Genomic DNA, 26,106 nt, shown 5'->3' with positions numbered 1-26,106 from the left:
GACGAATTCAAAAGAATTCTGGTCCACTCCCTTTTTAAGTTTAATAAGTCGTTAATTAGCGCTACCTAATAATTCATTTGCTAATTCAACAACGTAGGCTAATTTAGCCCATTGTTCTTCTTCTGTGAGTTGATTTCCCTCTTCAGTAGAAGCAAACCCGCATTGTGGACTCAAACAGATATGTTCCAAATCAACATATTGCTGTGCTTCTTCAATGCGTTGTTTAATCAAGTCTTTGTCTTCGAGTTTAGGTGTTTTCGATGTGATTAAACCAAGGACCGCATATGCATCTTTATTAAAATAACGTAAAGGCTCAAAGCCGCCAGAACGATTATCGTCATATTCTAAGAAAAAGCCATCCAAATGTTCTTTGAATAAATAAGGCGCAATGGCTTCGTAACCACCTGAAATCGCCCACGTTGATTGATAATTTCCTCGACAAATATGCGTAGTTAAAATCAAATCATCCGGAAGTCCTTGTACTGCCTGATTGATTACTTTATATGCCAATTCGCGAGCTTGGACTTTTTCTTCATCCGTACGTTGACGTCCACGTACCTTTTGACTTCCCTCAGTTAAACCGGCCCAATATACATCATCAATTTGTATGTATCTTGCACCTAAATCGTAAAAATGTTGCAATGATTGACGATAAGCTTCAGCAATATCATGAGCAAAATCTTCAATGTTTGGATAAATGTCTTCGTTTAATATGTTAGGGTGAAATAATTGATTTGGACTTGGGATAGAAACTTTTGCAGTTGCGCGACCATCAACTTTATCATATAAGAATTTAAAATGGTCAAAGTGAGGATGGTTAGGATTATACTTCACTTTATCGACGATTTTCACATTATGTGCACGTGTTTCAATGCCTTCAAATTCTAAACCGTGGTCGGGTGTATAACCTTCTACACCATCAATATGCTCTAAGAAATCAAAGTGCCACCAACTTCTTCGGAATTCGCCATCAGTGATGCTATGTAACCCAATTTCTAATTGTTTCTCAATAATGCGTTCGATTTCTTCATCTTCTACTTGTTTTAGGTCATTGGCTGAAATTGTATTATTTTGATATTGTGCACGTGCTTCTTTTAAACGCTTTGGACGTAATAAACTTCCTACGTGATCTGCTTTAAATGGTCTTTTGGTCATTAACCATTCCTCCTTTATCACTTTATTTAGAATTTTCAGATAATATAATTTTAAATCTATCAAATACGCGTATTTTTGTCAATTTTCCCTAAAAAATGAATAGATGTAGTAAAATAAAACTGAAAAAATTTATGGGTTTATGTGTGTAATGCAAATAAAAACGACCAAAGATGACATTAATAGGTTAGTTTAATATAATAATGACAAGGAGTTGGTGGCTTTATGAAAATAAAATATATAGATAAACGTCACTGGCGTCGCCTATTAGAACGTGATTATATAGAAGTTAAGGTAAATAATAATAGATTTAAGGGTATTATTGGCTTGGTCACGATGAAGAAGGTTCGTGAACCTTTAGAGGTGACGGTAGTAGGCCAGAATATAATTGTTGCTAATGACAATTATCAATGGTTGCAGATTTTGCCGGAGAAGAAACGTTATAGTATTACTGCAATGTTTGATGATAAAGGAAATCCATTGGAGTATTACTTCGATATTAATATTAAAAATATTACACAAAAGGGCAATGCTAGAACACTTGATTTATTCTTAGATGTGCTCGTATTGCCATCTACTGGAGAATATGAACTCGTTGATGAGAACGACTTGGAACTAGCATTAAAAAATGAACAAATCACTAAAAAACAATATCATGAAGCCTATATGATTGCGCATCAATTGATGATTGAAATCAATGAGAATTTCGACGATTTAAATAACCGAATCATGTATTGTTATAACAAGATGGTTGGTAAATTGAAGAAACCAAATTACAATAAAACCTATAAAAAACATATTCAGCATCATAAGCCACATTTAAATAAAGGGGAACGATATTAACACAATCCTTTTATATTAGGAGCGAAACGAGACAATAAGTCAATGCAAGGCATGCGTTTTAACATTTTTCGTTTCGGTCTTAAATTTTGTGTTGCTCATAGCCAAGTTCATGAATAAACATTACTAGGGGGAAGCTATGAAAATAGAAGACTATCGATTATTAATTACACTCGATGAAACTAAGACGTTACGTAAAGCAGCAGAGATATTATATATTTCTCAACCAGCTGTAACACAACGTCTTAAAGCTATTGAACACTCATTTGGTGTGGATATATTTATTCGTACAAAGAAACAACTAATCACTACCACTGAAGGTGCTATGATTATTGAACATGCGCGTGATATGTTGAAGCGCGAACGCTTATTTTTCGATAAAATGCAAGCGCATATCGGAGAAGTGAATGGCACAATTTCGATTGGGTGTTCATCTTTAATTGGTCAAACGTTATTACCTGAAGTGTTGAGTTTATACAATTCACAATTTCCGAACGTTGAAATTCAAGTGCAAGTTGGCTCTACAGAACAAATCAAAGCCAATCATAGAGATTATCACGTAATGATTACGAGAGGTAATAAAGTCATGAATTTGACCAATACGCATCTCTTTGACGACGATCATTATTTCATCTACCCGAAAGAAAAAAGAAATGACGTTTCTAAGTTGCCTTTCATAGAATTTCAAGCGGATCCTATCTATATTAATCAAATTAAAGAATGGTATAATGAAAATCTTGGTCAAGATTATCACGCAACGATAACAGTGGATCAAGTTGCAACATGTAAAGAAATGTTAGTAAGTGGCGTAGGCGTAACGATTCTCCCAGAAATCATGATGAGAAATATCGACAAAAATATGTTCGAATTTGAAAAGGTGAATATCGATAATCAACCGCTTATTCGCTCAACATTTATGAGTTATGACAGTAGCATGTTACAGTTGCCACAAGTTGAGTCATTTGTCACTTTGATGATTAATTTTATTCGCTAATCATTAGAATGATGTGTTATATCAAAGAAGAATAGGGGTAGGAAAAATGTTTGCAGCATTGTTGCATATAAAGAACTACAAATTATTCGTTGTGAATATGATGCTATTAGGTATGGGTATCGCCATTACCGTGCCTTACTTTGTGCTATTTGCGACGAAAGAACTAGGAATGACAACAAATCAATTCGGTATTTTGCTTGCCTTAGCAGCGGTGAGTCAATTTACTGTAAATTCTATTGTCGCTCGCTTTTCTGATACGCATAGTATAAATAGAAAGGTACTCATCATTAGTGCGTTGATGATGGGGGCGATTAGTTTCTCAATATATTTTTATATTCATCATATTTGGTTGTTTATTATTGTGTACGCTATTTTTCAAGGGTTATTTGCCCCAGCAATGCCGCAGTTATATGCATCTGCACGTGAATCAATTAATGTTTCTTCCTCAAGAAATAACGCTAAATTTGCAAATACAGTTTTACGTTCAATGTTTTCTTTTGGTTTCTTGTTTGGACCATTAATTGGTGCATATTTAATTCAATTTATGGGATATGCTGGCCTTTTTGGTGGCACCGTCTTTATATTATTATTCACACTTGTTTTACAAATTTTCTTTTATAAGGATTTAAATTTATCCGCTAAAGAGCAAGTTGGTGGTACAGCTAATATTGAAAAGACTGCTCCCAATATGCTTAAGGATAAAACACTTTTTGTACCATTCATTGCATTTATTTTATTACATATAGGGCAATGGATGTACACAATGAATATGCCATTATTTGTAACGGATTACCTCAAAGAGCAAGAGGGTTATGTAGGAACGTTAGCCAGTTTGTGTGCAGGTTTGGAAGTGCCTTTTATGGTGATATTAGGAATGTTATCAGCTAAACTGGCTACACGTACGTTGTTAATTATTGGTGCAATTAGTGGTGGTGCCTTCTACTTTAGTATTGGTGTGTTTGAAAATATCTATGCCATGATGGTTGGACAAATCTTCTTAGCACTATTTCTAGCTATATTGCTTGGTTTAGGTATTAGCTATTTCCAAGATATTCTACCTGATTTCCCGGGTTATGCATCAACATTATTTGCAAATGCAATGGTCATTGGGCAATTACTCGGAAATTTATTAGGTGGAGCAATGAGTCATTGGGTTGGCTTGGAGAATGTTTTCTTCGTGTCAGCATCATCTATCTTTATAGGAATGATATTAATCTTCTTTACGAAAGATCAAAAATATACGGAAGCGGATGTGACAGTTAAATAATGGAAGTTGTTTTATGGATTTTAATACTATTATCATTTGTTTTAGCTTTTGTAGGTCTAATTAAGCCAATTATTCCATCAGTACTTGTACTATGGGTAGGCTTCTTGATTTATCAATTTGGATTTCCTCAAGAAGGGCTATCATGGATATTTTATGTTGCCATGATTTTATTTACTGTATTTATCTTAGTATCAGACTTTTTAATGAATAAATACTTTGTAAATCGATTTGGTGGTTCTAAATTAGGGGAATATGCTGCGTTAATAGGTGTAATCGTAGGGTGCTTCGTTTTCCCACCATTCGGCATTATTATCATACCGTTTATTGCAGTACTTATTGTAGAATTAATTCAGGACTTTGATTTTGGAAAAGCCCTTAAAGCAAGTGTTGGATCAGTAATCGCATTTTTAGCGAGTTCAGTTGCACAAGCATTCATTATGCTAATTATGATTATCTGGTTCTTTATAGATGTATTTTTAGTTGGATAATGATCAATAAAAAGAGGTTAAGTCATTCATATCAAATGAGCGATTCGTTGCCAATCAGTATAATGGAAACGTAATTGCATAACTTTGATAAAAATGCTTAACCTTTTTTGATAGCTCATGCGCTACTTAGCAAATGCTAAGTAATGATGCTAAAAATTATAAACTCGTATTAGAATCTTTATTCACGAAATGATGTTGTATATAAAAAGCAATCGGTGTAATGATGGCAGAGATAATAATAAATGACCAATTACTAATCAGAACATATGGACCAAAAGCTAAAAATGATTGTGGAATAAAAAAGACATAAAATAAAGCGACTAATAATAGTGCTATAATACAGTAATTTAATAGCCATACCCAGTGCGAGTTGTTGAAACTTTGTAGTTGGACAGTCTTAAATATGACTAGTATAAACATAAAAATAATAAACAATCCTGCAACAACAGTAATAGGGAATGTATATAAGTAAACTTCATTATTATCGCCACCAATAAAAAAGCCAATAAACCCTTTGAAGAAACAAAAAATACCAATTAAAAAAATAAAATTCCGAAATATATACTTAAATATATTTTGAAATGTTTCATTAGGCAAAGATTTAATTTCTTTTTTAGCGTGTGCTTTAGGGTTATGCTCGAAAAACTCTAATGCGAGTGTGCCTTCATTCTCAGCTTCTAATAATCTTTTTAATATGCGACTCAGCATTACCTCGCTATCATGCGGATTGACACTCAAGTCAGCACGAACGTATGTCATATAATTCTCAAAGATTTCTCTATCTGTATTATTTAGTCGCAATGATTTTACATTATTTTCACGTGCTAATTTCGCAGTGGATTTCATTGACTAAACTCCTTAACGTTTAAAATTAATTTATTTTTCAAAATAATAGACTATTATATGTTAAATATGGATAATCATACCATAGATAAATATAGAATATAATGTTTATAACAAAGGAAGTTATTATGCGGAAACTAACTGTTGAAGATATTGACTGGATTGAAACAATAGCCAAGATACAAGAACATCATATTGAAAGGCGAGAATTACATTACAATGCAACTCAACTATCGATTGCCTTGCGTCAAGATATGATTGTTCAACGATTAAAGCATAGTGATGATATGATTCTAGTTGAATTGCGTGAAAACACAAACCACGTCATCGCATTTATTTGGGGACATTTTGAAGCGGTGCATGAAAAAGTAATAACAGAGATGCTTTATACAGATCCACATTTTCGAGGGCTGGGATACGCTAAGCGTTTAAAAGCTGCACTCGAACGCTGGGCGATTGAAAAGCAAGCTAAATCTATTGAAGGCACAATCGATGCTAAGAATGCCGCAATGATTGAACTTAATAAAGCGAATGCTTATGAAATAAGTCATGTAAAAATGCGTAAAGACCTTAGGTAAAAAATGAATAGGTTCTAAATTCATGTTAAAATAAGATTACTCATTCGTTATAAAGGAGAAAAGCATGAAGAAATGGTTAATACTCTTACTGTCAGCAACACTAATGTTGTCTGCATGTGGTAAGAGTGATGAAAGAACATCGTTAGAAAAAGATGTGAAGCAACTACAAAAAGAAAATGATGATTTGAAAAAGCAAAAGAAAGATTTAGAACAACAAAAAGAGAAACTCAACGATCAACGTGAAAAACTTCAAAAAGAAGTGGATGAATCAGTAGCGTCAGAATCTGCTAAGGACGACTCAGATAGTGATGACAAAGATAATAGTGATTCAACGTCAACGGAATCATCAGGCAGTCATACAGATAAGCAGACTAAGAATGAAAGTACATCACAAAGTGGTGCATCAAGTAATGAATCAAGTACTTCTGAAACGCGTAATAGCAATGACGCACAATCAACTAAGAATGCCAAACACAGTCAATCAAATAGCCAAGCGCATCCTTCTAGCGAGCAAAGTAACACTCAAAATACATCATCAAGTAACAGCCATTCATAATGGTCATTTTTAAATAATAGAAGCCATCTGGCTCGCGTTATGGCAAGTTTGATATGTATGCATGAAGGGTAAAATAAATTTAAATCAATTTTGAATTCACATTTTATCTTTTTAGATGTATTTAGTGGACTAAAATGGACGACATCATAAAATGATTAAATATAAACTTTATAATATTGGAGAGATGACATATGCATGAACAAGATTTTCATATTTTAGAAGGTCGCGACATAACATTACCTGAGTTAGGACGTGAAATTGAAAATATTACTGGACGTACTATCGTTGATTCTACTGGAGAAATCAAGCGTGTTATCGCACATTTACCTAACTTTGAATCTGATACAGATACATTTGTAGCTACATTTAAACTTAATCATCGTAATGATTTTGTCGATGCAACTTTTGTTGCGCCTAAAGATCAGCGCGATCGTTTAAAAGAAATTCCAGTACACATTGAACTCGTTAGTTACATATCTCGAGGATAATGAGTTAATCAATCAAATTTAAAGATGGATAAAGTGTGCTATGGTTAATGCGCCATATCGCACTTTTTTAATCATGTATTTCTTTAAAGTGGGGTGTTGAAAATGGCTACATATATAGAAACGGAAAGACTAAAATTACGAGATTGGAAGCAAGAAGATTTATTGCCATTTCAGAAAATGAATGCCAATCCTCAAGTGCGACGCTATTTCCCAAGTCTGTTAAGTTATCGACGTTCTGAATTAGATATGAAAAAAATGGACGATATTATTAAAGAAAATGGTATTGGCTTATTTGCCGTTGAACTTAAAGAAACTGGGGAGTGGCTTGGTTTTATTGGGGTGAATTATATTCCTCAAGACAGTTCATATCCGTTCGAGGAGTTGCCATTATATGAAATTGGATGGCGTCTGATTCCAGAAGTATGGGGGAATGGGCTTGCTACAGAAGGTGCAACAGCCGTATTAGCATTTGCTAAAGAAAAGGGGATTGAATCGATTTACAGTTTTACTGCAGAAAATAATCTACCATCTAGAAAAGTGATGGAAAAGATTGGTATGACATTATATGACCATTTTGAATTACCAGAACTAAGTAAATATCACATGTTGAAACGACAAGTACGCTATTATAAACAGTTATCAATTTAAACGTGAAAGCGACATGATATTGGAAAAGTATATTTCGTGATAAGTCATCACTAAATGAAATATAAAAGTCCAAAACATGTCGCTTTATCATTAATCGTATGTACGTGTGCCTAACGGTTTAAAGTTAAGTAACCCGTTTATTAAATCTTCTTTAGTATTGTATAAAGGAGCTAAGTTTTTATATTTTTCATCAATAAAACCTTCTTTAATCATACGATCAATAAGCTGTTGAAGTGGTTCAAAGAATCCATTTAGATTATAGACGCCGATGGGTTTTTCATGAATGCCGATTTGTGCCCAGCTATATGTCTCGAAAAATTCTTCGAGCGACCCAGCGCCACCTGGTGCCATCACAAATGCATCTGCAAGTTCGGCCATTTTCTGTTTGCGCTCATGCATTGAGTCTACAAGAATCAGTTCGCTAACATTTTGACTCGTGATTTCTTTTTCATCTAACATCTTTGGCATTACACCAATAGCGTGACCACCATGATCTAACACACCATCTTGAATCGCACCCATGATACCTATAGAACCGGCACCGAAGACTAATTCGTACCCCTGTTCAGCCATATATTTTCCAAGTTCGTATGCTTCTTTAACATAAATAGGGTCTTTCCCTTTACTAGCGCCACAATATACTGCAATTCGCTTCATTATACATCCTCCTTAAGTCGCTTGATAACAGCATGAAATGCACGCTCAAATTGTTTTCTATCTTCCTTTGAAAAGGGTGGAGGTCCTTTGTGACGACCACCTTGCTTTCTTATTTGTGCATTATTATAACGTTGTTGCAATAACAAATCTATATTACTGGAATGATAACTATGACCTTTATGATGCATGACAATCTTAACTTTAGAAAGTAACAAACTGGCCAAACCATAATCTTGAGTAATTACAATGTCTTCTGACGAAGCTAATTTCACAATTTTATAATCAACAGCATCTGGACCATCATCGACATAAAGCGTTTCAACATGATTTGGAAGTACTTTATTTGAGAAGTGACTAAAGCTACGCAAAATGATAACAAAAATGCCTGTCCCAGCAGTTAATTCAATTACAGAATCAACAACTGGACAAGCATCTCCATCAATGATTACCCGTGTCATAAAGCGTTACGCCTTATTATTCTCTTCGTTTTTATTTTGTGAAACAATACTATCAGCTTCATGACCGTCCAATTTTTTCATTTCTTTGATGCGCGCTTTTTCTTCTTGCTTTTGTAATTTTTCTTCTTCTTTATGACGTTTATCAATGTTTTTTTGAAGTTTTTTATCTAGTTTATTAACGTCTTTTTTGTTCTCTTTTTCGAGTTTTTCGCCTTTTTTCTCAGTCTCATCATCAAGTTTACCAGGCGTTAAACCAACTTTTTCTTGATATTTTTGAGTCTTTTTCATATCTTTCACACGTTGTTTTTCATTCTTTTCACGTGCTTTTTCTTCTTCTTTATGGCGTTGCTCTATATTTTTTTGAAGCTTTTTGTTCATTTTATCAGCTTCTTTATAATTTTTCTTAGCTAATTTTTCGCCTTTTTTCTGAATGTATTCAGGATCGTTTTCTTTAGCAATTTTTTTCAATTCTCTCTTGTTGTCAAATTCTTGTTTCTTGTCTCCTAAATAGTCTTTTGCATCTGATGCTTTATTCGCAATAGCGTGACCAGCATTAGTCGTTGCGTTTGTTGCTTTTTGTACCTCAGGGTGAGATTTAATGCGTTTACGTTCTACAATTAGTGGCACAATAATGATTGGTAAAACATTAATTGCCGTTTTAATGAGTTTCTTTTTGTCCATACACGTTGCCTCCATTAGATTTACTATTTATCTTCATTACCCTATGATACATGATACTAAACGAAGGAACTAGCTAGAACACTCATAATATCTTGAATAAACAATAGACGTGAACATTAAATTGTCTTTCAGTGCAAAAAATGAGAGCGGGACAGAAATTAAAATAAATTCGTTGTCCCGCTCTCGTTCAATGGTATTAACCATAATTTAATTTTAAATGCCTTTACCAATGCCGAAACCGAAGTACAGAATAGCAATAATGATTACTAATACAATACGATAAATTGCAAATGGTACTAACTTAACTTTATTAATTAAGTGTAAGAACGTTTTAATTGCAATTAAGCCGACAACAAAGGCAGCCAAGAACCCAATTAAGTAAAATGGGATATGTGAAAGTTCGATATATTGATAGTTTTTAAATAGTGATAACGCACTAGCAGCTAGCATAATAGGTACAGCCATAATGAATGTAAAGTCAGAAGCAGACTTATGATCTAACTTCATTAAGACACCTGTTGAAATAGTAGATCCAGATCTACTGAAACCAGGCCACATTGCTACTGCCTGAGAGATACCAATTACAAACGCTTGAACATAATTAATCTGGTCAACAGATTGAGGATTTGTCACTTTCTTGCTATATTTGTCTGCAATGATCATATAAATTGCACCTAGGAATAAACCAATCATTACAGTAGGAACGCTAAACAAATGTTCTTCAATAAAATCATCAAATAAGACGCCTAAAATACCAGCCGGAATCATACCTACTAAGACGTGTAGTAAGTTTAAGCGACGTGGTTTAGAACGAAATTCTTCATTAATTGACGTTTTTCTGTATTTGCCAATATGTAGCATTTCGAAATAACGCTCACGGAAGACCCATGCTGCAGCAAAAACAGAACCTAATTGAATTACAACCTTGAAGGTAAAAGCTGATTCAGAACCTAAAAATTCAGTCGATTTTAGCCACATGTCGTCTACTAAAATCATGTGACCCGTAGATGAAACTGGCGCAAATTCAGTTAATCCTTCGACGATACCTAGGATAAGGCCCTTGATAAACTCGATAATAATCATAAGTAACCTCTTTCTTTTATTAGAAATTTAAAATATTGTTGTCTTTAAATATATTGTTGTCAAAATTCACTTTACTATAATATCATAATGCATTAAATCTATGCTAATAATATTAAGACAACTACTTAAGCCTTATGTATAAATGTTAGTGATGCTTTGAGTAGACTTTTATTTAAAAAGTGGAAAAGTGTTTAACGACCCACAATATATTTTTATACCTTTTCCAATGTACTAGTATAACAGAGCATTTCACAACAGTCTTAAGTATGAAATGGTTACTTTAAGAGGCGCATATATCATAAATAATTCGAATATAAAGCAAAAATACATAATCTAATAACATGTTCATTATATTGTCACTGTTTTTCAAAAGGTATTAAATGCTAAACCATTAAGAACCTTTTATAATAGGAAATTAGGTGAAGATAAAGTGAAAAAATTAATGAATTTAGTCTTTAAATATAAAATGTTTCCATTGTTAATGGGAATTGTAAGCACATGCCTAGCAATAACTGTCGTTATTCAAAATATAAGTATTGCGACTTTTTTAGATCAAGTCTTATATGATCATACAACGTCTATTTTTTCATTGTTAATTATCATTTTAATCGTCTTAATTCTAAGAGCAACATTGAATATGATTAACTTGCGATTAGGTGATACGTTAGCTAGCAAAGTGAAACATCAATTACGCAAAGAGGTTGTTTTAAAAGACACCGTCGTTGCTACAGGAACGCAAATTAATATTTTAACCGAGACTATAGACGGCCTGTCTCCATTTTTTAAAAACTATTTACCACAAGTCTTTAAGTCAATGATGATTCCTTTAATAATTATCATAGCAATGTGTTTCATCCATTTAAATACCGCATTAATTATGATTGTTACAGCACCATTCATTCCACTTTTTTACATTATTTTTGGCCTTAAAACGCGTGATGAATCTAAAGATCAAATGACGTATTTAAATCAGTTTAGTCAGCGTTTTCTCAATGTGTCTAAGGGGCTTATTACACTTAAGCTTTTTAGACAGACCGAACACACGAAAGCACATGTATATGAAGATAGTACGCGATTTCGTGATTTAACGATGTGCATATTAAAAAGCGCGTTTTTATCGAGTTTAATGCTCGAGTTCATTAGTATGTTAGGTATTGGATTGGTTGCTTTGGAGGCTGCTCTAAGTCTTGTGGTTTTTCATAGCATTGATTTTAAGACGGCAGCAATTGCCATCATATTAGCACCTGAGTTTTATAATGCGATTAAAGATTTAGGACAAGCCTTCCATACAGGTAAGCAAAGTGAGGGGGCGAGTGATGTCGTTTTTGACTTTTTAGATTCTGACAGTGCAACGCTTGTAAATCAAGAGAAGGTCAAAGTACAGCAGAAACCTCAAATTTGTATGACTCATGTAACGTATCACTATCCGAATCAATCATCTTATGCGATTCAAGATATGTCTTTAACAATCAATAGTGGGGAGACTATCGCTATTGTAGGACCAAGTGGTGCAGGTAAATCAACTTTGGCTAAGCTACTTACTCAAACGATTCGACCAACATCTGGCCAAGTAACGTTTAACTACAATGTTCATCAAATTGGAGTGTTGAGTCAAACGCCATATATTTTTTCTGCATCTATTAAAGATAATATCGCCATGTTTAAAGAAGTTGATGATGACCAAATCCTTCATGTATTAGAAATGGTTGGCTTAAAAGAGAAAGTATTGTCACTAAAAAAGGGGATTTATAGTCAAATTGGTGAAGGTGGCGAAATGTTATCAGGTGGTCAAATGCGTCGTATCGAGTTATCTAGGGTGTTACTAATGCATCCTGATGTAGTTGTGTTTGACGAACCGACGACTGGCTTAGATTTAGAAACGGAGACAATCATTCAACGTGTCATCGCTCAACACTTTAATGGTGTAACGATGATTATGATTGCACATCGTGATTCAACGATTCGCCAAGCAACACGACGATTATTTATTGAAGCGGGTCACTTAGTTGAAGATGACCAGACGATTTCTGTAAGACTAGATAAAGGTGGTGACTTCATATGAAACCACATATTCGATTTCGGCTGGATAAGGATTTAATATTAGCCATCTTGACGGGGGTTATAGGGAGCATCGTTGCCTTAGCAATGTTCTTCTTAAGCGGCTATATGGTAACCCAAAGTGCATTAGGTGCACCTTTATACGCATTAATGGTGTTGGTTGTATCAGTTAAGATGTTTGGGTTTATACGTGCTATTGCACGATATGGGGAACGTTTACTCTCGCATAGAACAACATTTACAATGTTGCGAGATGTTCGAGTTCAATTTTTAGAGCAATTAATTCCAAGAGTACCTAATTTGTATCGTAAGTACTCATCTGCTGATTTACTAACAAAAATGATAAGCAAAGTAGAAGCTTTGCAAAATATTTACTTACGAGTCTACTATCCACCGGTTGTCATTGGTTTCACAGCAATTATTGCAGCTGTCACATTAATTTATTTTAGTGCGATGCATGCGATTGTTATCGTAATAAGTATGTTATGTTCACTATGGTTGATACCGTGGTTAAGTGCTAAGCGGGTAGGCCATTTGAAGGAACAAGTTGCACAGCAACAACAAACTACGATTACGCAATTTTATGATTACAAGGAAGGATATGCTGAGTTAGCTCGTTTTAACAACGTAGAAGACTATCGTAATCATTTGATGCACGCATTAGAAGCATATGACAACATGCAATCGAAAGAATCACGATTTTTAACATTATATGATTATATGCTCAATTTAATCGCTATGCTCGCTATATTTGCGACTTTAGCATTAGGCATTTTACAAGTTAAAGAAGGACAATTAAATGTGGTGTACTTAACGAGTATTGTACTGATGATGTTAACTTTATTTGAACAAACAGTGCCGATGAGTAACTTTGCATACTATAAAGCGGATACAGATGAAGCATTGCATAGTTTGAATGATGTGTTGTCGTATCCAGTGGACGAATCGAAGCAAACGTTAGAAGTGATGCAGCACCGTGTTTATGATATTAGAGATATGTCATTTAGTTACGAACATCAAGAAATGCCTACGTTATCCAATATAAACTTAACTGTAGATAACGGCGAGAAAATAGCAATTGTTGGTCCATCAGGTTCTGGGAAAAGTACGTTACTACAAATCATGAGTGGCTTGTATGATATTGATAGTGGACAAGTAGCTCTTTATGGACAAAACGTTTCACATCTAAATGAAGACAGTCGTTTTGAACAACTTAATGTACTACTACAATCTCAACAATTATTTGATGGTACACTGCGTTCTAACATGTTCACGAATCAAAATGATATTGTTATTCAAAATGTTTTAACAAGATTGAATTTAGGCCATCTTAATTTGGAAAGACCCATTACTTTAGATGGAAATACATTATCGGGTGGAGAGATGCAACGTATTGCGCTAGCACGGCTATTTCTAAAAGATGCCAACGTATGGTTGTTAGATGAACCCACGACGGCATTGGATGAGGATAACACTAAGCAAGTGATGCAAATGGTTGAGGAACAAGCTGAAACAGTGATTGTTGCAACACACGATTTGAAATTATTGCCTCACTTTGACAAGATTGTCGTTCTCATTGATGGTCAAGTGAAAGAACAAGGACGTTATGATGAATTAAGTCACGGTGATCACTATTTGAGTCGTTTATTAAAAATGAACTAGCGCACATATGCTATAAACGAAAAACCTGAGATATCTACGATAGATAACTCAGGCTTTTCGTTATTGATAAATATATTTTAATTTGATTCGAAACGAATAACTTTAATTGGCTTAGTATTAGCATGTCATTTTATTTTGACTCGGTAAAAGCGTCGATGACTTTACCTAATAGACGATTAAGTTCGTGTACTTCATCTTTACTTAAAGAAGAAGCAGTTGCAACTTTCTTAGATGCATCGCTTAATTCAGGTTTAATTTTTTCACTCTTCTCAGTAAGATGAATGAATACTTCACGTTGATCAACTTCAGAACGTTCACGTTTGATGAGATCAACATGTTCCATTCTTTTTAATAAAGGTGATACGGTACCAGTATCTAAAGCTAGTTCTGTAACTACCTTTTTAACATTTACAGGAGATTCATCCCATAAAATACTTAGCACTAAAAATTGTGGGTAAGTAAGATTGTACTTTTTAAAGACTTTATTTGAATAGTAGCGATTAACTTGTCTTTGAGCATTGTACAAACTAAAGCAGAGTTGCTCTTTCAAATTATGTTGTTCAGACATTAAAGTTCTCCTCCAGACATTCTATCCGTCTCTCTATGTTTCGGATTAAATTTCGTCTATGTTGTATAAAATATAACTTGCAACACACTTCGTCTCAATGCCATGCTAAAATTAAAGTATGTTTAAATTCTAGAAGATATTTCTATTTTAATCAAGTGTAATCTAAAATAAATACATATATTATCATATTCGAATTAATTTTAAAAAGAAAAGAGATTTTAAAATGATAAATAATAAAAATGAAAAAATATCAATTACAATTGTAAATGGCTTTTTAGGAAGTGGTAAAACTACATTTCTAAAACATTATATAGAGCAATTATTAAAAAAAGATGAGAAAATAACAATTATTATGAATGAATTTGGCAGTTTCGACGTTGATAGTTTATTACTTGGAGATGACGTATCCATTCGTTCATTAATTAATGGCTGTGTGTGCTGTGATTTAAATAGTGACTTAGTAAATCAGATGAAGCAGTTAATTGAACTTCAAGAAACCAGTCATATCATAATCGAAGCCACAGGTTTAGCGCATCCGCTTGAGATTTATACGGCTTGCCAAGATCCGATGCTTGTAAATAACGTTCATAAACCTACAATCATTGGTATTGTAGATGCACAAAGATTTATAAAGAAAGATGTATATAGTCCGTCAACTGCTCAATTATTAGAAGAACAATTAAGTTATAGTGACACAATAATATTGAATAAAGTTGATTTAGTAGATGAAGAAGCCATCCACAACATTAAAGAAAATCTAAAGCAAATCAATCCGAATGCGCCTGTTATTGTTACCACTTACAGTCAATTTCAATATGAACAAATTCATGTTAATGCGATTCAGCACCATGAAAAACAACATAAGCATGCCCATCATCATGGTATACAATCAATGCAATATACATTTACAACTGCTATAGATCGCCAATTGTTTTATCAATTTATTATGCGTCTACCAGATAGTGTGCTTCGACTAAAAGGCTTTGTGACGTTTAGAGATTTGCCAGAGGTCACTTATGAATTTCAATATGCTATGGGATTACCTGATTATGGCATTATCGACAAAGAGGTGCCGTTGACAATTGTCATCATCGGGGAGGCATTAGATACGAATCGATTACGTAATCAACTTGATATGATTCAATTTACTTAAATAGGTTATTGTCACAGTTATGACATAGGCGTTTGCTTTTTAATCATTTATAATTGAACATAGGAGGGTTTGACCATGAATAACGAAGATAAACGTGCGAAGCAAATTCGCTTTGAATTTAGATGGATTACGATTCCATATACAATTTTTGCTATTATCGTACTGCTGTTTAATATATTTTATACCAATATTAAAGTAACAATGGTTTTATTTGGACTCTTTTTCGCTTATAATTTAGGGATTTTATTTATCGCATTCATTAATCGTTTTAAACGGACGTTGATTTTATCCTTAATCTTAACCATTCTAAGCGCAGCTACATTCTTTACATTATTATATGTTTTTGGACTAAATCGTGAAATTTTTAGTTAGGTAAATACATGTTAAATGATATGAACTTTGTGATAAGCAATTAAATGTTTATCGCAAAGTTTTTTTGTTTCTAATTGTCTGAAAAGTGACTATTTTGTGTATTTTATCATATAATCGCCTTTGATAAAGCGCTTTCTTGATATACTGACATTGACGAATTGAGGGAGGGGTAATTATGAAGAAAGTACAATCAATACAGGGCAATGATAATCTTTTAAAGCATGACAAAGAAAAGAAACGTAAAAGTGGTTATAAGCCACTTTGGATTATAATCAGTTTTGCTGTTTTATTCATCATCTTAGTATTACCAACACCAGCAGGTTTACCGATTATGGCTAAAGGCGCGCTAGCAATCTTAGCGTTTGCGGTCATTATGTGGGTGACAGAAGCTGTAACATATCCAGTATCAGCAACGATGATACTAGGTTTAATTATTTTGATTTGTGGATTTAGTCCGGTTCAACAGCTGTCAGAGAAGTTAGGTAATCCAAAAGAAGGAGATAAAATCTTGTCTGGCGCAGATTGGCTAGGTACTGGGAATGCATTGACGCATGCCTTTAGTGGCTTCTCCACATCTGCGGTTGCATTAGTTGCGGCAGCATTATTTTTAGCTGCGGCTATGCAAGAAACACAATTACACAAACGTTTAGCATTACTCGTGTTATCTATTGTTGGCAATAAAACACGAAACATTGTGATTGGTGCTATCTTGGTTTCAATATTACTTGCTTTCTTTGTTCCTTCAGCTACTGCTAGAGCAGGTGCCGTTGTACCAATCTTATTAGGAATGATTGCTGCATTCAAAGTTTCAAAAGAAAGTAAACTGGCCTCCCTTTTAATTATTACTGCAGTTCAAGCTGTTTCCATTTGGAATATAGGCATAAAAACTGCAGCTGCACAAAATATCGTAGCGACAAATTTTATTAACCAGAACTTAGGACATGACGTATCATGGGGCGAATGGTTCTTATATGCGGCGCCATGGTCTATACTTATGTCCATTGCATTATTCTTTGTCATGATGAAAGTAATGCCACCTGAACATAAAGAAATCGAAGGGGGTAAAGAATTAATAAAAGCAGAATTAGATCAATTAGGACCTGTTTCTTATAGAGAATGGCGACTTATTATTATTTCTGTATTGTTACTCTTTTTCTGGTCTACTGAGAAGGTCTTACATCCCATAGACTCTGCGTCCATTACTTTAATAGCTTTAGGTATTATGTTGACGCCTAAGATTGGTGTGATTACATGGAAAGGTGTAGAAAAAACAATACCTTGGGGAACTATTATTGTCTTCGGTGTAGGAATTTCATTAGGTAATGTTTTATTAAAAACAGGTGCTGCACAATGGCTGAGTGATAAAACATTTGGGCTTATGGGATTACAACACATGCCATTAATCGCTACGATTGCACTAATAACGTTATTCAATATCTTGATTCATCTTGGGTTTGCGAGTGCAACCAGTCTATCATCTGCACTTATTCCGGTCTTTATATCACTTACAGCAACATTACATTTAGGTGATCAATCGATTGGGTTTGTGTTAATTCAACAATTTGTTATTAGCTTTGGGTTCTTATTACCTGTGAGTGCACCACAAAATATGCTTGCCTATGGAACAGGGACATTTACAGTCAAAGACTTCTTGAAGACTGGTGTGCCGCTAACGATTATTGCGTATATCTTGGTACTAATTTTTAGTTTGACTTATTGGAAATGGTTAGGACTTGTTTAAGTGTGACACGTTCTTTGAAATTGTCATCCTATGAAGCGGATTTTAAATTGTTAGAAAAAGGGTAAAGTTAATGAACCTTTAATAACAGGAGTGAAATAATGACTATTGGTGTAATACTTAATCGCGTTTTTAGAATTCATAATAATCCATTATTTGAATATATAAATCAAAATAAAGAAGATATTGAGAAATGTTATCTCATTATTCCACAGGAAATATTTGAAGAAGATGGTACAGAAATGAAAGCAAATTACTATTATGGTGTCTTGCAATCATTTCTTGAAGCACTTCATCAATACGATATCGAGCCGTTTTTATTAGATTATCGTGAATTAGGAGATTTTTGTTCTGATAAGGGCATCGACGAAGTTGTCATTGCTGGGGATATTATGAGCTATCATCATGAAAGTTATGACATTCGTCATTTGAAAAAGGCTTTCAACAAATACAATATTACGGTTACTACCGTTCGTGCAAATCACTATTTCAAACCAAGCACAACGATGAATAAACAAGGTGAACCTTACAAAGTCTTTACGAGTTTTTACAAGGCACATCGCTCTAAACTTAGACAACATGAATCATATAATTACGAACTACGTGATTTGTCACACTTATGTGTCAAATCGCAGCAAACACTAAAACAAGATTATTCAAATAAGGGTCTTTCAGAATCACAGGCTATAAGCAATTGGAATAACTACATCGAGCAAGATATACAAAATTATGAAACCAATCGTGAATATTTACCTGAAGTCTTAACAAGCCAACTCAGCATTGTGTTAGCTTATGGCTTAATAGATATTAAGCAAATTGTTACACAATTGTTAGAGGCTTATGAAGAGGATGAACATAATATTGAACAATTTATCAGAGAGCTTATGTTTAGAGAATTTTATTATGTATTAATGACCCATTATCCACATACTGCGCATGAGGCGTTCAATGAGAAGTATCGTGATATTCAATGGTCATATAATAAAAATAATTTTAAATGTTGGTGTGAAGGACAAACGGGTTTTCCAATTGTTGATGCAGCTATGTCTGAGTTAAATCAAACTGGATTTATGCATAATAGAATGAGAATGGTCGTTTCTCAGTTCCTAACGAAAGATTTATTTATAGATTGGACGTGGGGGGAAGATTATTTCAGAAGACGATTAATTGATTTCGACTCTGCGTCCAATGTACATGGATGGCAGTGGTCTGCTTCAACTGGAACAGATGCTGCGCCATATTTCAGAATGTTTAATCCAAGTCGTCAAAGTGAACGATTTGATAAGGACGCATTATATATTAAGACCTATATACCACAGTTAAATGATGTTAATGCTAAATATTTACACGAACCTTTCAAACATGAAGAAGCATTGGAACAAGAAGAAATTAAATTGGGACAAGACTATCCCAAGCCTTTAGTGGATCATAAAGAAGCGAGAGCACATGTGATGTCAGTATTTAAGCAAATTTAAAATAATTGAAGTGGGCCTGGAATAAAACAAATTATTTCAGCCCACTTTATTGTTTTGGCAGTGGCTGACTAAGTTGAAATGATGCTTCAATCAAGCTTCTTTCAAATCTAGTCATCTTTGCCGAAGGACCCCTAATATAAAATTTTCCTTCGAAACATTCTATAATTAGGGGCCCGTTACAACATGATTTATATTTCATTTCTAGATTTTCGTAGCATTTGAAAAATAAGACTTTTTTCATATTTGCTTAGTCTTAATGTTCTAGGCTTTGAGTTTATTTTAAAGCGAATAAGCAAATATAAACCGCCACATATTCTAAGAAAGTGATGATATACATGTATTTTAATCTTAATTTGATATCAAGTGGCACTTCCCAATTAGGATAGTGACGTTCATAATAAAAGATTTGAATAAGATACAAACCAATCCCTAATGGTAATAGCATGAGGAGAATGCTATGTGTCATGCTGAAACCATTTTTATGAAAGAAATGACCGATAATGAGTTGTAACAATATAATAATGAGAAAAAGAATAAACATATGCCCAATCATTTAGCAACTCTCACTCCTTTCACAAAGATAATGATAACGGTTTGTAATAGAACCATTAGTAAAATAAAGGTAATGGTCTGTGTATTTAAAGACGTGATCACTTGATGAATGATTGTGAATGGTTCAGTAATTAAATGAACAGTATGGAATCGTAAAAAGCGTCCCATATAAATTCCTAAACCATTTAAAAACATAAGAACAATAATTAAAGTCCGATTAAGCCATACTTTTGTAGTAAAATGCATAATATTTATAAAAATAAGAATCATACAATACATTGCTAAGAAAACACCTAGTAATATGTAGGTGAAATATAGCCATTCCATAATATTTAATCGAACATAAAAATCAAATGTGAATTGATTTAAATGAATTAAATCTGTCAGCATATAAAATGTATTAGGTACTAGTAATATAAAAATCAAACCAAATACGATAAAGAGTGGCCACTCATAATTTTTTCTTGGTTTGAATAAGTGTAATAGTAAGCATAATTCAAATGGAATATATGCTAAAAATAGATTTAAGCTCATAAAGTTAAAAACACGTGTTTCAAATAATGAGAATGTGAAAAGGATTATAAAATAGAGTCTGGCAATATAACGCGAAGTCATGTTATACACTACTTTCTTTAAAACTAAATGTTCATTTTTGTTAGTCAATGATTAATAATAAAGGTTACTTAAATGGTAATCAAATAATAAAGCATTTATCTTATCTAAATAGGTAGCATGAATCATTGTAAAAAATGAAGGAAGATATAAATAACCCATAGATGCGTAACTAAATAGGCTATCTATGGGTTATTATCGTTGTATTAAGGTCTTAATAAGTTTAATCCAGTTTCTTCATCATGTGTGCGATTAATATCTAAGTTTGTCATTTGGATTACGATTTCTGCAGTAGCTGATACCACAGCTTGAGTTAGATGACCACTTAACGTTTGGAAATCACGTGTGCCAAAGGTACCGTGTAAATGGGCAAATGGTTTATCATCTATGTGAGAAATATTGCCAAGTAAACTTGTTAATTCTAAAGGTTCTTTAATTTCACGTGCTTCATATTTTTGACTATCTAAATTATAAAAATTGAGTGTTACATTATCACAGGCACCGATACCACTGACTGATCCAAATTTCATTTCTTGTTCCACAGCAAATTGTGTAACAGCTTCTACAATATCTTCGCCTTTATCTAGTACTAAAAGAAACGTTTGACCATCTTTTTTATATTTCATCATTGTCACCTCAATTTGATTAGTTACATCTATTATACTAGCCAGTAAGTTTAATTGCTTAGAATTTAAATTTTACTATTGTAATATAGAAGTTAAATAGTATACAATGTCCTAATATTATGTAATTTTCAACTATGTCATTGTACATTGCTCGTTTAAATTGAATCAAAAGCAAGATTAAATTTAAATGAGACGATTGAATTTACCAATTATTTATGAAATGAGGTGTCATCATGAAAAAACAATTATTTACATTGTACTTCAATATTTTCTTAATCTTTGTAGGTATCGGATTGGTTATACCTGTACTTCCTGTATACTTAAAGGATTTAGGCCTAAAAGGTAGTGACTTAGGTATATTGGTAGCAGTGTTTGCCTTGTCTCAAATGATTATTTCACCATTTGGCGGTACGATGGCCGACAAACTTGGTAAAAAATTAATTATCTGCATTGGTTTAGTTTTATTTGCTATATCTGAATTTCTATTTGCGATTGGTCATCATTTTCCTGTGCTCATTGCTTCCCGTATATTAGGTGGTTTTAGTGCTGGAATGGTTATGCCTGGTGTAACAGGTATGATTGCAGATATCTCACCAGCAAAAGACAAAGCAAAGAATTTCGGATATATGTCAGCCATTATTAATTCAGGTTTTATTTTAGGTCCAGGAATTGGAGGATTTTTAGCAGAATTCTCACATCGTGCGCCATTTTACTTTGCGGGTGCATTGGGTGTAGTAGCCTTTATCATGTCTTTAATATTAATTCATAATCCACGCAAAGAAACAACAGATGGTTTCACAACAATTGAGCCGGAAGTATTTACTAAAATTAACTGGAAAGTATTTATTACACCAATTATTTTGACGCTGGTATTAGCTTTTGGACTATCAGCATTTGAAACTTTATTCTCTTTATATACAGCTGAAAAAGCTAACTATACGCCAAGAGATATATCCATCGCAATTGTTGGAGGCGGTGTGGCCGGAGCGCTATTCCAAGTCTTCTTCTTTGATAAATTTATGAAATATATGACTGAATTAACCTTTATTATTTGGTCATTACTATATTCAGCGATTGTGCTTGGCTTGTTGATAGTGTCACATAGCTACTGGACAATCATGTTTATTAGTTTCATTGTTTTCATTGGTTTCGATTTAATCCGTCCTGCACTTACCAATTATTACTCAAATATTGCAGGCAATCGTCAAGGTTTTGCTGGTGGTTTAAACTCCACATTTACAAGTATGGGGAACTTTGTTGGCCCGTTAGTGGCAGGTGCCTTGTTTGATGTTAACGTAGAGTTCCCATTGTATATGGCTATTATAGTCATGTTGTTTGGTATAGTGATTATTTTTGTTGAAAAAGCACTCCAAGCCACAAGACGTCGAAAACGTGCTGCGAAATAATTAATAGTCGCAAAAAATGATAATATGAATATTAAATCTAATAAGCAATGACATTATTCGTTTTTAAAGGATTAAATGATGATGTCATTGCTTATTTTTACATTTAGGTTGTTAAATTGTAACAATATAGCGTCGTTTATTAATAGAAGTATTACAAAGATTACAGTTATTTTAAATTGCAGTCTACATAATTATTTTTACTCAATTTATATGTTAAGATAAATAAAAATTTAGAGAGAAATGTGGGTAAGGAGATGAATTTAAAAAACATACTTTTAGGTATGGTAGCTGTTATTCTATCAATTTGTTTAGCGTTTTTATTATTCATAGCTACGAATCAAAATGCCTTAGCTAAAGTACATCAAACGATTTCTACATTTTCAAAGATGAATAATGTTTCTGTAGCAGAGAAAATGTTAAATATAACGGCAAGTCACACTGCTAAAGCATCAGAAAAAGACGTCAATGAACGTAAAATAGAAGCACATTATAATAAATTAGATTCAACTACGCGAGATAACGACAAGCGCAACAAACATGAATACTCTTCAGAAGAATGTAGAATCATTGCTCAAAATTATACAAATCACCAATACGGCAAAGTTGTTAATTTAGAGCGTAGCGGTGAAACCAATCAAGATATTACGTATCAATTGAATACACATCATTCATCGCCAAATAGCAATATCGCAGTAAATAAAACGGGTAAAATAGAAACAACATCAAATAACGCACAATGATAGCGCCTTTTCTAATAGTAGAGAAGAGCGCTATTTTTATTTTTTATAGCAAGGTAGTAATATAATAGGTAAAGATGAATAGAGGTGGATGTGAATGAAACACAAGAAAACAAATGCAATGCGTATGTTAGACAGAGCCAAAATAGATTATGAAGTCAAAACATTTGAAGTTGAAGAAGGTCATATGGATGGCGAACGCGTTGCAGAACTCGTCGGTGAAAATGTCCAAGATGTTTTTAAAACACTTGTATTAGAAAACACTGCGCACGAGCATTTTGTGTTTGTAGTTCCAGTAAGTGGCTCATTAGATATGAAAGTAGCGGCACATGTTGTTAATGAAAAGAAATTACAACTTATGCCATTAGATCATTTAAAACAAGTGACTGGTTATATACGTGGTGGGTGTTCTCCAATAGGTATGAAACATTTATTCCCAACGACGATTGATCAATCTGCATCGTTACGAGACAAAATTATAGTGAGTGGTGGGCAACGAGGTGTTCAAATTGTATTGCAACTAGAAGATTTAGTGTCAATGACAAATGCTCAATTAGAAGACATCGTTCAAAAATAGCAATATAGTGACAGATATTACCAATGGGATGACAAATTGTGTAATATCTGTTAATTTTTAAATTGAAATGAATGTTTTTGATTGTTTTTGACGATTTTTGATTGAAAATTGTAAGCGTACACATTATAATGTGAGGTGAAGCGGGGTGGTTATATGATTTCTGAAAAAAGACACGACTTAATACTTCAGGAATTAAGAAAAAAAGATTTTCTTACACTCCAAGAATTAATAGAGCGAACAGGTTGCAGCGCTTCAACTGTTAGAAGAGATTTATCGAAATTGCAACAACAAGGTCGACTTCAAAGAGTTCATGGAGGAGCAACATTAAATAGTAATAGAAATAATGAGCCGATTCTGTCGGATAAAATGTCTCGAAATCTAAAAGAAAAAAGAGTTATTGGTCAAATTGCAGCCAAACACATTCAAGACAATGACTGCATTTTTATGGATGCTGGTTCATCAACAATTGAAATGATTCCATTTATAAAAGCGCGAAATATCGTAGTGGTTACAAATGGATTAACCCATGTTGAAAAGTTGCTTAAGCAAGGCATTAAAACATTAATGATAGGTGGACAAGTTAAAGAAACAACACTTGCAACTGTAGGTGCCAGTGCACTTGATACATTAAGTCGTTATTGCTTTGATAAAGCATTTCTTGGAATGAATGGTTTAGATTTAAAACACGGTCTAACAACCCCAGATGAAAAAGAGGCATTAATTAAAGAAAAGGCTATGGAACAAGCAAATCAATCATATGTTTTACTTGATCATTCAAAAATAGGTGCTGTTTATTTTGCGCACGTTCCAATTAGTGATAACCATGTTGAAATGATCATAGCTAAACAAACAGTAGCACATTTAAATTTTAGTAAATATAAAGAGAAATATGCATTCATTGGAGGTTAATCATGATTTATACAGTTACATTCAATCCATCGATAGATTACATTATGTTTACTGATGGCTTTGAATTAAAAGGATTAAACAGAGCGACATCTACTTATAAATTTGCAGGTGGGAAAGGTATTAATGTTTCACGTGTATTAAAAACTTTAGGTGTTTCATCTACTGCATTAGGATTTGCTGGTGGTTTTCCTGGAGCGTTTATTGCACAAACACTCGAAAAAAGCCACATTAAAACGGACTTTATTAAAGTAGATGAAGATACGCGTATTAATGTCAAATTGAAGTCTGGAGATGAAACAGAAATTAATGCACCTGGGCCATCAATCACAGATGATCAATTTCAAGCATTATTAAATCAAATTAAACAGACAACGAACGAAGATACCGTAATTGTTGCTGGCAGTGTGCCAAAGAGTATTCCAAGTGATGCTTATGCGCAGATTGCTGAAATCACACAGCAAACGGGAGCAAAATTAGTGGTCGATGCTGAAAAAGATTTAGTGAATACAGTATTAAAATACAAACCATTATTTATTAAACCTAATAAGGATGAATTAGAAGAAATGTTTGATATGACTGTAGAAAGTGACCAAGATGTTGTTAAATATGGTCGTGAAATCTTAAAAGAAGGCGCACAATCAGTCATTATATCTTTAGGCGGAGATGGTGCGATTTATATTGATAACGAACGTAGTATTAAAGCTCAAAACCCTAAAGGTACGGTGATCAATACAGTGGGTTCAGGCGATAGTACTGTTGCAGGTATGGTCGCTGGTCTTGAATCAGGATTGACACTTGAGGAATCATTTAGACAAGCAGTCGCTTCAGGAACAGCTACAGCATTTACAGAGGACTTGGCAACAAAAGAAGGTATTGAAAAAATAAAATCACAAGTTACAGTGACGTTACTTGATGGGGAGTGAAATAA

The 26,106-nt window shown here is 33.6% G+C and carries 29 protein-coding genes; 19 read left to right on the top strand and 10 right to left on the bottom strand.

The genetic code is table 11. The annotated features are described in order from the left end of the window. Window positions 1–51: 51 nt before the first annotated feature. The gene (locus JVV30_RS07570; protein WP_070854494.1) at window positions 52–1,155 is read right to left on the bottom strand and encodes a 5-methyltetrahydropteroyltriglutamate--homocysteine S-methyltransferase; all 1,104 of its coding nucleotides are present in this window, start codon (window positions 1,153–1,155) and stop codon (window positions 52–54) included. Between the two features lie 222 nt (window positions 1,156–1,377). Here JVV30_RS07570 and JVV30_RS07565 point away from each other — a divergent pair, with 222 nt between their 5' ends. From JVV30_RS07565 to JVV30_RS07550, 4 genes are all read left to right on the top strand, one after another. After that, window positions 1,378–1,995: a ribonuclease FAU-1 family protein gene (locus JVV30_RS07565; RefSeq protein ID WP_070854493.1), complete on the top strand. Its 618-nt coding sequence runs from the start codon at window positions 1,378–1,380 to the stop codon at window positions 1,993–1,995. A gap of 136 nt (window positions 1,996–2,131) precedes the next feature. Beyond that, window positions 2,132–2,986: a LysR family transcriptional regulator gene (locus JVV30_RS07560; RefSeq protein ID WP_053030001.1), complete on the top strand. Its 855-nt coding sequence runs from the start codon at window positions 2,132–2,134 to the stop codon at window positions 2,984–2,986. 46 nt (window positions 2,987–3,032) lie between these two features. Next, window positions 3,033–4,253, top strand: a complete 1,221-nt coding sequence (locus tag JVV30_RS07555) for an MFS transporter (protein WP_053030000.1) — start codon at window positions 3,033–3,035, stop codon at window positions 4,251–4,253. Continuing rightward, on the top strand, window positions 4,253–4,741 hold the full coding sequence (locus JVV30_RS07550) for a DUF456 domain-containing protein (RefSeq protein ID WP_070854491.1): 489 nt from the start codon (window positions 4,253–4,255) through the stop codon (window positions 4,739–4,741). Before JVV30_RS07555 ends, JVV30_RS07550 begins: the two co-directional genes overlap by 1 nt. 156 nt (window positions 4,742–4,897) lie before the next feature. Here the strand turns inward: JVV30_RS07550 and JVV30_RS07545 are convergent, their stop codons facing one another. Further along, window positions 4,898–5,587: a DUF1129 family protein gene (locus JVV30_RS07545; protein WP_053029998.1), complete on the bottom strand. Its 690-nt coding sequence runs from the start codon at window positions 5,585–5,587 to the stop codon at window positions 4,898–4,900. Window positions 5,588–5,712: 125 nt separating this feature from the next. Here JVV30_RS07545 and JVV30_RS07540 point away from each other — a divergent pair, with 125 nt between their 5' ends. From JVV30_RS07540 to JVV30_RS07525, 4 genes are all read left to right on the top strand, one after another. Then, on the top strand, window positions 5,713–6,162 hold the full coding sequence (locus JVV30_RS07540; RefSeq protein ID WP_070854489.1) for a GNAT family N-acetyltransferase: 450 nt from the start codon (window positions 5,713–5,715) through the stop codon (window positions 6,160–6,162). Between the two features lie 64 nt (window positions 6,163–6,226). Beyond that, the gene (locus tag JVV30_RS07535) at window positions 6,227–6,718 is read left to right on the top strand and encodes an SA0632 family lipoprotein (protein ID WP_070854488.1); all 492 of its coding nucleotides are present in this window, start codon (window positions 6,227–6,229) and stop codon (window positions 6,716–6,718) included. A gap of 191 nt (window positions 6,719–6,909) precedes the next feature. Further along, a complete protein-coding gene (locus JVV30_RS07530; protein ID WP_053029995.1) occupies window positions 6,910–7,206 on the top strand; it encodes a hypothetical protein in 297 nt (98 codons plus the stop codon). A 102-nt stretch (window positions 7,207–7,308) separates the two neighbouring features. Beyond that, complete coding sequence (locus JVV30_RS07525) at window positions 7,309–7,854, top strand: GNAT family N-acetyltransferase (protein ID WP_053029994.1); 546 nt, start codon at window positions 7,309–7,311, stop codon at window positions 7,852–7,854. A 90-nt stretch (window positions 7,855–7,944) separates the two neighbouring features. On the opposite strand, the gene JVV30_RS07520 is transcribed toward JVV30_RS07525, so the two are convergent. The 4 genes from JVV30_RS07520 to JVV30_RS07505 all read right to left on the bottom strand — a co-directional run bounded on the left by JVV30_RS07520 (window position 7,945) and on the right by JVV30_RS07505 (window position 10,733). After that, a complete protein-coding gene (locus JVV30_RS07520; protein ID WP_070854486.1) occupies window positions 7,945–8,511 on the bottom strand; it encodes an LOG family protein in 567 nt (188 codons plus the stop codon). Continuing rightward, a complete protein-coding gene (locus JVV30_RS07515; RefSeq protein ID WP_070854484.1) occupies window positions 8,511–8,969 on the bottom strand; it encodes a YaiI/YqxD family protein in 459 nt (152 codons plus the stop codon). Before JVV30_RS07515 ends, JVV30_RS07520 begins: the two co-directional genes overlap by 1 nt. Window positions 8,970–8,975: 6 nt before the next feature. Further along, window positions 8,976–9,650 (bottom strand): hypothetical protein, encoded by a 675-nt coding sequence (locus JVV30_RS07510; RefSeq protein ID WP_070854482.1) that lies wholly within the window; start codon window positions 9,648–9,650, stop codon window positions 8,976–8,978. Between the two features lie 213 nt (window positions 9,651–9,863). Next, on the bottom strand, window positions 9,864–10,733 hold the full coding sequence (locus tag JVV30_RS07505) for an undecaprenyl-diphosphate phosphatase (RefSeq protein WP_053029990.1): 870 nt from the start codon (window positions 10,731–10,733) through the stop codon (window positions 9,864–9,866). Window positions 10,734–11,163: 430 nt separating this feature from the next. On the opposite strand from JVV30_RS07505, the gene JVV30_RS07500 reads away from it, so the two are divergent. Both JVV30_RS07500 and JVV30_RS07495 read left to right on the top strand, forming a co-directional pair. Next, complete coding sequence (locus JVV30_RS07500; protein WP_204193930.1) at window positions 11,164–12,795, top strand: ATP-binding cassette domain-containing protein; 1,632 nt, start codon at window positions 11,164–11,166, stop codon at window positions 12,793–12,795. Then, the gene (locus JVV30_RS07495; protein ID WP_070854477.1) at window positions 12,792–14,453 is read left to right on the top strand and encodes an amino acid ABC transporter ATP-binding/permease protein; all 1,662 of its coding nucleotides are present in this window, start codon (window positions 12,792–12,794) and stop codon (window positions 14,451–14,453) included. Before JVV30_RS07500 ends, JVV30_RS07495 begins: the two co-directional genes overlap by 4 nt. A 130-nt stretch (window positions 14,454–14,583) precedes the next feature. Here JVV30_RS07495 and mgrA read toward each other — a convergent pair whose 3' ends face one another. Then, on the bottom strand, window positions 14,584–15,021 hold the full coding sequence (gene mgrA, locus JVV30_RS07490) for a global transcriptional regulator MgrA (RefSeq protein ID WP_053029987.1): 438 nt from the start codon (window positions 15,019–15,021) through the stop codon (window positions 14,584–14,586). 223 nt (window positions 15,022–15,244) lie between these two features. Between mgrA and JVV30_RS07485 the strand changes: the two genes are divergently transcribed. The 4 genes from JVV30_RS07485 (at window position 15,245) to JVV30_RS07470 (ending at window position 19,759) form a co-directional block, all read left to right on the top strand. Further along, entirely contained in the window at window positions 15,245–16,174 is a 930-nt protein-coding gene (locus JVV30_RS07485) for a CobW family GTP-binding protein (protein ID WP_204193929.1), read from the top strand. Between the two features lie 75 nt (window positions 16,175–16,249). Continuing rightward, on the top strand, window positions 16,250–16,546 hold the full coding sequence (locus tag JVV30_RS07480) for a hypothetical protein (RefSeq protein WP_070854474.1): 297 nt from the start codon (window positions 16,250–16,252) through the stop codon (window positions 16,544–16,546). A 175-nt stretch (window positions 16,547–16,721) separates the two neighbouring features. Further along, complete coding sequence (locus tag JVV30_RS07475) at window positions 16,722–18,287, top strand: SLC13 family permease (RefSeq protein ID WP_070854472.1); 1,566 nt, start codon at window positions 16,722–16,724, stop codon at window positions 18,285–18,287. 98 nt (window positions 18,288–18,385) lie between these two features. Then, window positions 18,386–19,759 (top strand): cryptochrome/photolyase family protein, encoded by a 1,374-nt coding sequence (locus tag JVV30_RS07470; protein WP_204193927.1) that lies wholly within the window; start codon window positions 18,386–18,388, stop codon window positions 19,757–19,759. A gap of 274 nt (window positions 19,760–20,033) precedes the next feature. Here JVV30_RS07470 and JVV30_RS07465 read toward each other — a convergent pair whose 3' ends face one another. The 3 genes from JVV30_RS07465 to JVV30_RS07455 form a co-directional block, all read right to left on the bottom strand. After that, window positions 20,034–20,312 carry a hypothetical protein gene (locus tag JVV30_RS07465; protein WP_070854468.1) on the bottom strand — a complete coding sequence of 93 codons (279 nt, stop codon included), beginning with the start codon at window positions 20,310–20,312 and terminating at the stop codon, window positions 20,034–20,036. Beyond that, window positions 20,309–20,926, bottom strand: a complete 618-nt coding sequence (locus tag JVV30_RS07460) for a DUF1361 domain-containing protein (RefSeq protein ID WP_070854466.1) — start codon at window positions 20,924–20,926, stop codon at window positions 20,309–20,311. The genes JVV30_RS07465 and JVV30_RS07460 overlap by 4 nt, the downstream gene beginning before the upstream one ends. Window positions 20,927–21,129: 203 nt before the next feature. After that, window positions 21,130–21,549 (bottom strand): PPC domain-containing DNA-binding protein, encoded by a 420-nt coding sequence (locus tag JVV30_RS07455; RefSeq protein ID WP_070854464.1) that lies wholly within the window; start codon window positions 21,547–21,549, stop codon window positions 21,130–21,132. 233 nt (window positions 21,550–21,782) lie between these two features. Between JVV30_RS07455 and norA the strand changes: the two genes are divergently transcribed. From norA to pfkB, 5 genes are all read left to right on the top strand, one after another. Next, complete coding sequence (gene norA, locus JVV30_RS07450; RefSeq protein ID WP_053029979.1) at window positions 21,783–22,955, top strand: multidrug efflux MFS transporter NorA; 1,173 nt, start codon at window positions 21,783–21,785, stop codon at window positions 22,953–22,955. Between the two features lie 254 nt (window positions 22,956–23,209). After that, entirely contained in the window at window positions 23,210–23,695 is a 486-nt protein-coding gene (locus JVV30_RS07445; RefSeq protein ID WP_070854462.1) for a hypothetical protein, read from the top strand. Window positions 23,696–23,789: 94 nt separating this feature from the next. After that, entirely contained in the window at window positions 23,790–24,269 is a 480-nt protein-coding gene (gene ybaK / locus JVV30_RS07440) for a Cys-tRNA(Pro) deacylase (RefSeq protein ID WP_070854461.1), read from the top strand. 153 nt (window positions 24,270–24,422) lie between these two features. Continuing rightward, window positions 24,423–25,178, top strand: coding sequence for a DeoR/GlpR family DNA-binding transcription regulator (locus tag JVV30_RS07435; RefSeq protein WP_070854459.1), 756 nt, complete (start codon window positions 24,423–24,425; stop codon window positions 25,176–25,178). Window positions 25,179–25,180: 2 nt separating this feature from the next. Beyond that, entirely contained in the window at window positions 25,181–26,101 is a 921-nt protein-coding gene (gene pfkB / locus JVV30_RS07430) for a 1-phosphofructokinase (protein WP_070854457.1), read from the top strand. The last annotated feature ends 5 nt before the right edge of the window (window positions 26,102–26,106 follow it).

Origin of the sequence: Staphylococcus sp. GDY8P47P, from assembly GCF_016892225.1 — a bacterium.
GTDB classification, from domain to species: Bacteria; Bacillota; Bacilli; order Staphylococcales; family Staphylococcaceae; genus Staphylococcus; species Staphylococcus borealis.
The sequence above is the reverse complement of the archived record's forward strand: the minus strand, read 5'-3'. Positions and strand labels throughout refer to the sequence as shown.

What these genes read in the sequence shown, in the direction of transcription:
- JVV30_RS07570 (WP_070854494.1), bottom strand. Translation starts at nt 1,155, where the DNA reads ATGACCAAAAGACCATTTAAAGCAGATCACGTAGGAAGTTTATTACGT.
- JVV30_RS07435 (WP_070854459.1), top strand. Translation starts at nt 24,423, where the DNA reads ATGATTTCTGAAAAAAGACACGACTTAATACTTCAGGAATTAAGAAAA.
- JVV30_RS07530 (WP_053029995.1), top strand. Translation starts at nt 6,910, where the DNA reads ATGCATGAACAAGATTTTCATATTTTAGAAGGTCGCGACATAACATTA.
- ybaK (WP_070854461.1), top strand. Translation starts at nt 23,790, where the DNA reads ATGAAACACAAGAAAACAAATGCAATGCGTATGTTAGACAGAGCCAAA.
- JVV30_RS07555 (WP_053030000.1), top strand. Translation starts at nt 3,033, where the DNA reads ATGTTTGCAGCATTGTTGCATATAAAGAACTACAAATTATTCGTTGTG.
- JVV30_RS07445 (WP_070854462.1), top strand. Translation starts at nt 23,210, where the DNA reads ATGAATTTAAAAAACATACTTTTAGGTATGGTAGCTGTTATTCTATCA.
- pfkB (WP_070854457.1), top strand. Translation starts at nt 25,181, where the DNA reads ATGATTTATACAGTTACATTCAATCCATCGATAGATTACATTATGTTT.
- JVV30_RS07535 (WP_070854488.1), top strand. Translation starts at nt 6,227, where the DNA reads ATGAAGAAATGGTTAATACTCTTACTGTCAGCAACACTAATGTTGTCT.
- JVV30_RS07520 (WP_070854486.1), bottom strand. Translation starts at nt 8,511, where the DNA reads ATGAAGCGAATTGCAGTATATTGTGGCGCTAGTAAAGGGAAAGACCCT.
- JVV30_RS07460 (WP_070854466.1), bottom strand. Translation starts at nt 20,926, where the DNA reads ATGACTTCGCGTTATATTGCCAGACTCTATTTTATAATCCTTTTCACA.
- JVV30_RS07545 (WP_053029998.1), bottom strand. Translation starts at nt 5,587, where the DNA reads ATGAAATCCACTGCGAAATTAGCACGTGAAAATAATGTAAAATCATTG.
- JVV30_RS07480 (WP_070854474.1), top strand. Translation starts at nt 16,250, where the DNA reads ATGAATAACGAAGATAAACGTGCGAAGCAAATTCGCTTTGAATTTAGA.
- JVV30_RS07455 (WP_070854464.1), bottom strand. Translation starts at nt 21,549, where the DNA reads ATGAAATATAAAAAAGATGGTCAAACGTTTCTTTTAGTACTAGATAAA.
- JVV30_RS07515 (WP_070854484.1), bottom strand. Translation starts at nt 8,969, where the DNA reads ATGACACGGGTAATCATTGATGGAGATGCTTGTCCAGTTGTTGATTCT.
- JVV30_RS07475 (WP_070854472.1), top strand. Translation starts at nt 16,722, where the DNA reads ATGAAGAAAGTACAATCAATACAGGGCAATGATAATCTTTTAAAGCAT.
- JVV30_RS07540 (WP_070854489.1), top strand. Translation starts at nt 5,713, where the DNA reads ATGCGGAAACTAACTGTTGAAGATATTGACTGGATTGAAACAATAGCC.
- JVV30_RS07495 (WP_070854477.1), top strand. Translation starts at nt 12,792, where the DNA reads ATGAAACCACATATTCGATTTCGGCTGGATAAGGATTTAATATTAGCC.
- JVV30_RS07525 (WP_053029994.1), top strand. Translation starts at nt 7,309, where the DNA reads ATGGCTACATATATAGAAACGGAAAGACTAAAATTACGAGATTGGAAG.
- norA (WP_053029979.1), top strand. Translation starts at nt 21,783, where the DNA reads ATGAAAAAACAATTATTTACATTGTACTTCAATATTTTCTTAATCTTT.
- JVV30_RS07465 (WP_070854468.1), bottom strand. Translation starts at nt 20,312, where the DNA reads ATGATTGGGCATATGTTTATTCTTTTTCTCATTATTATATTGTTACAA.
- JVV30_RS07485 (WP_204193929.1), top strand. Translation starts at nt 15,245, where the DNA reads ATGATAAATAATAAAAATGAAAAAATATCAATTACAATTGTAAATGGC.
- JVV30_RS07560 (WP_053030001.1), top strand. Translation starts at nt 2,132, where the DNA reads ATGAAAATAGAAGACTATCGATTATTAATTACACTCGATGAAACTAAG.
- JVV30_RS07565 (WP_070854493.1), top strand. Translation starts at nt 1,378, where the DNA reads ATGAAAATAAAATATATAGATAAACGTCACTGGCGTCGCCTATTAGAA.
- JVV30_RS07510 (WP_070854482.1), bottom strand. Translation starts at nt 9,650, where the DNA reads ATGGACAAAAAGAAACTCATTAAAACGGCAATTAATGTTTTACCAATC.
- JVV30_RS07470 (WP_204193927.1), top strand. Translation starts at nt 18,386, where the DNA reads ATGACTATTGGTGTAATACTTAATCGCGTTTTTAGAATTCATAATAAT.
- JVV30_RS07505 (WP_053029990.1), bottom strand. Translation starts at nt 10,733, where the DNA reads ATGATTATTATCGAGTTTATCAAGGGCCTTATCCTAGGTATCGTCGAA.
- mgrA (WP_053029987.1), bottom strand. Translation starts at nt 15,021, where the DNA reads ATGTCTGAACAACATAATTTGAAAGAGCAACTCTGCTTTAGTTTGTAC.
- JVV30_RS07550 (WP_070854491.1), top strand. Translation starts at nt 4,253, where the DNA reads ATGGAAGTTGTTTTATGGATTTTAATACTATTATCATTTGTTTTAGCT.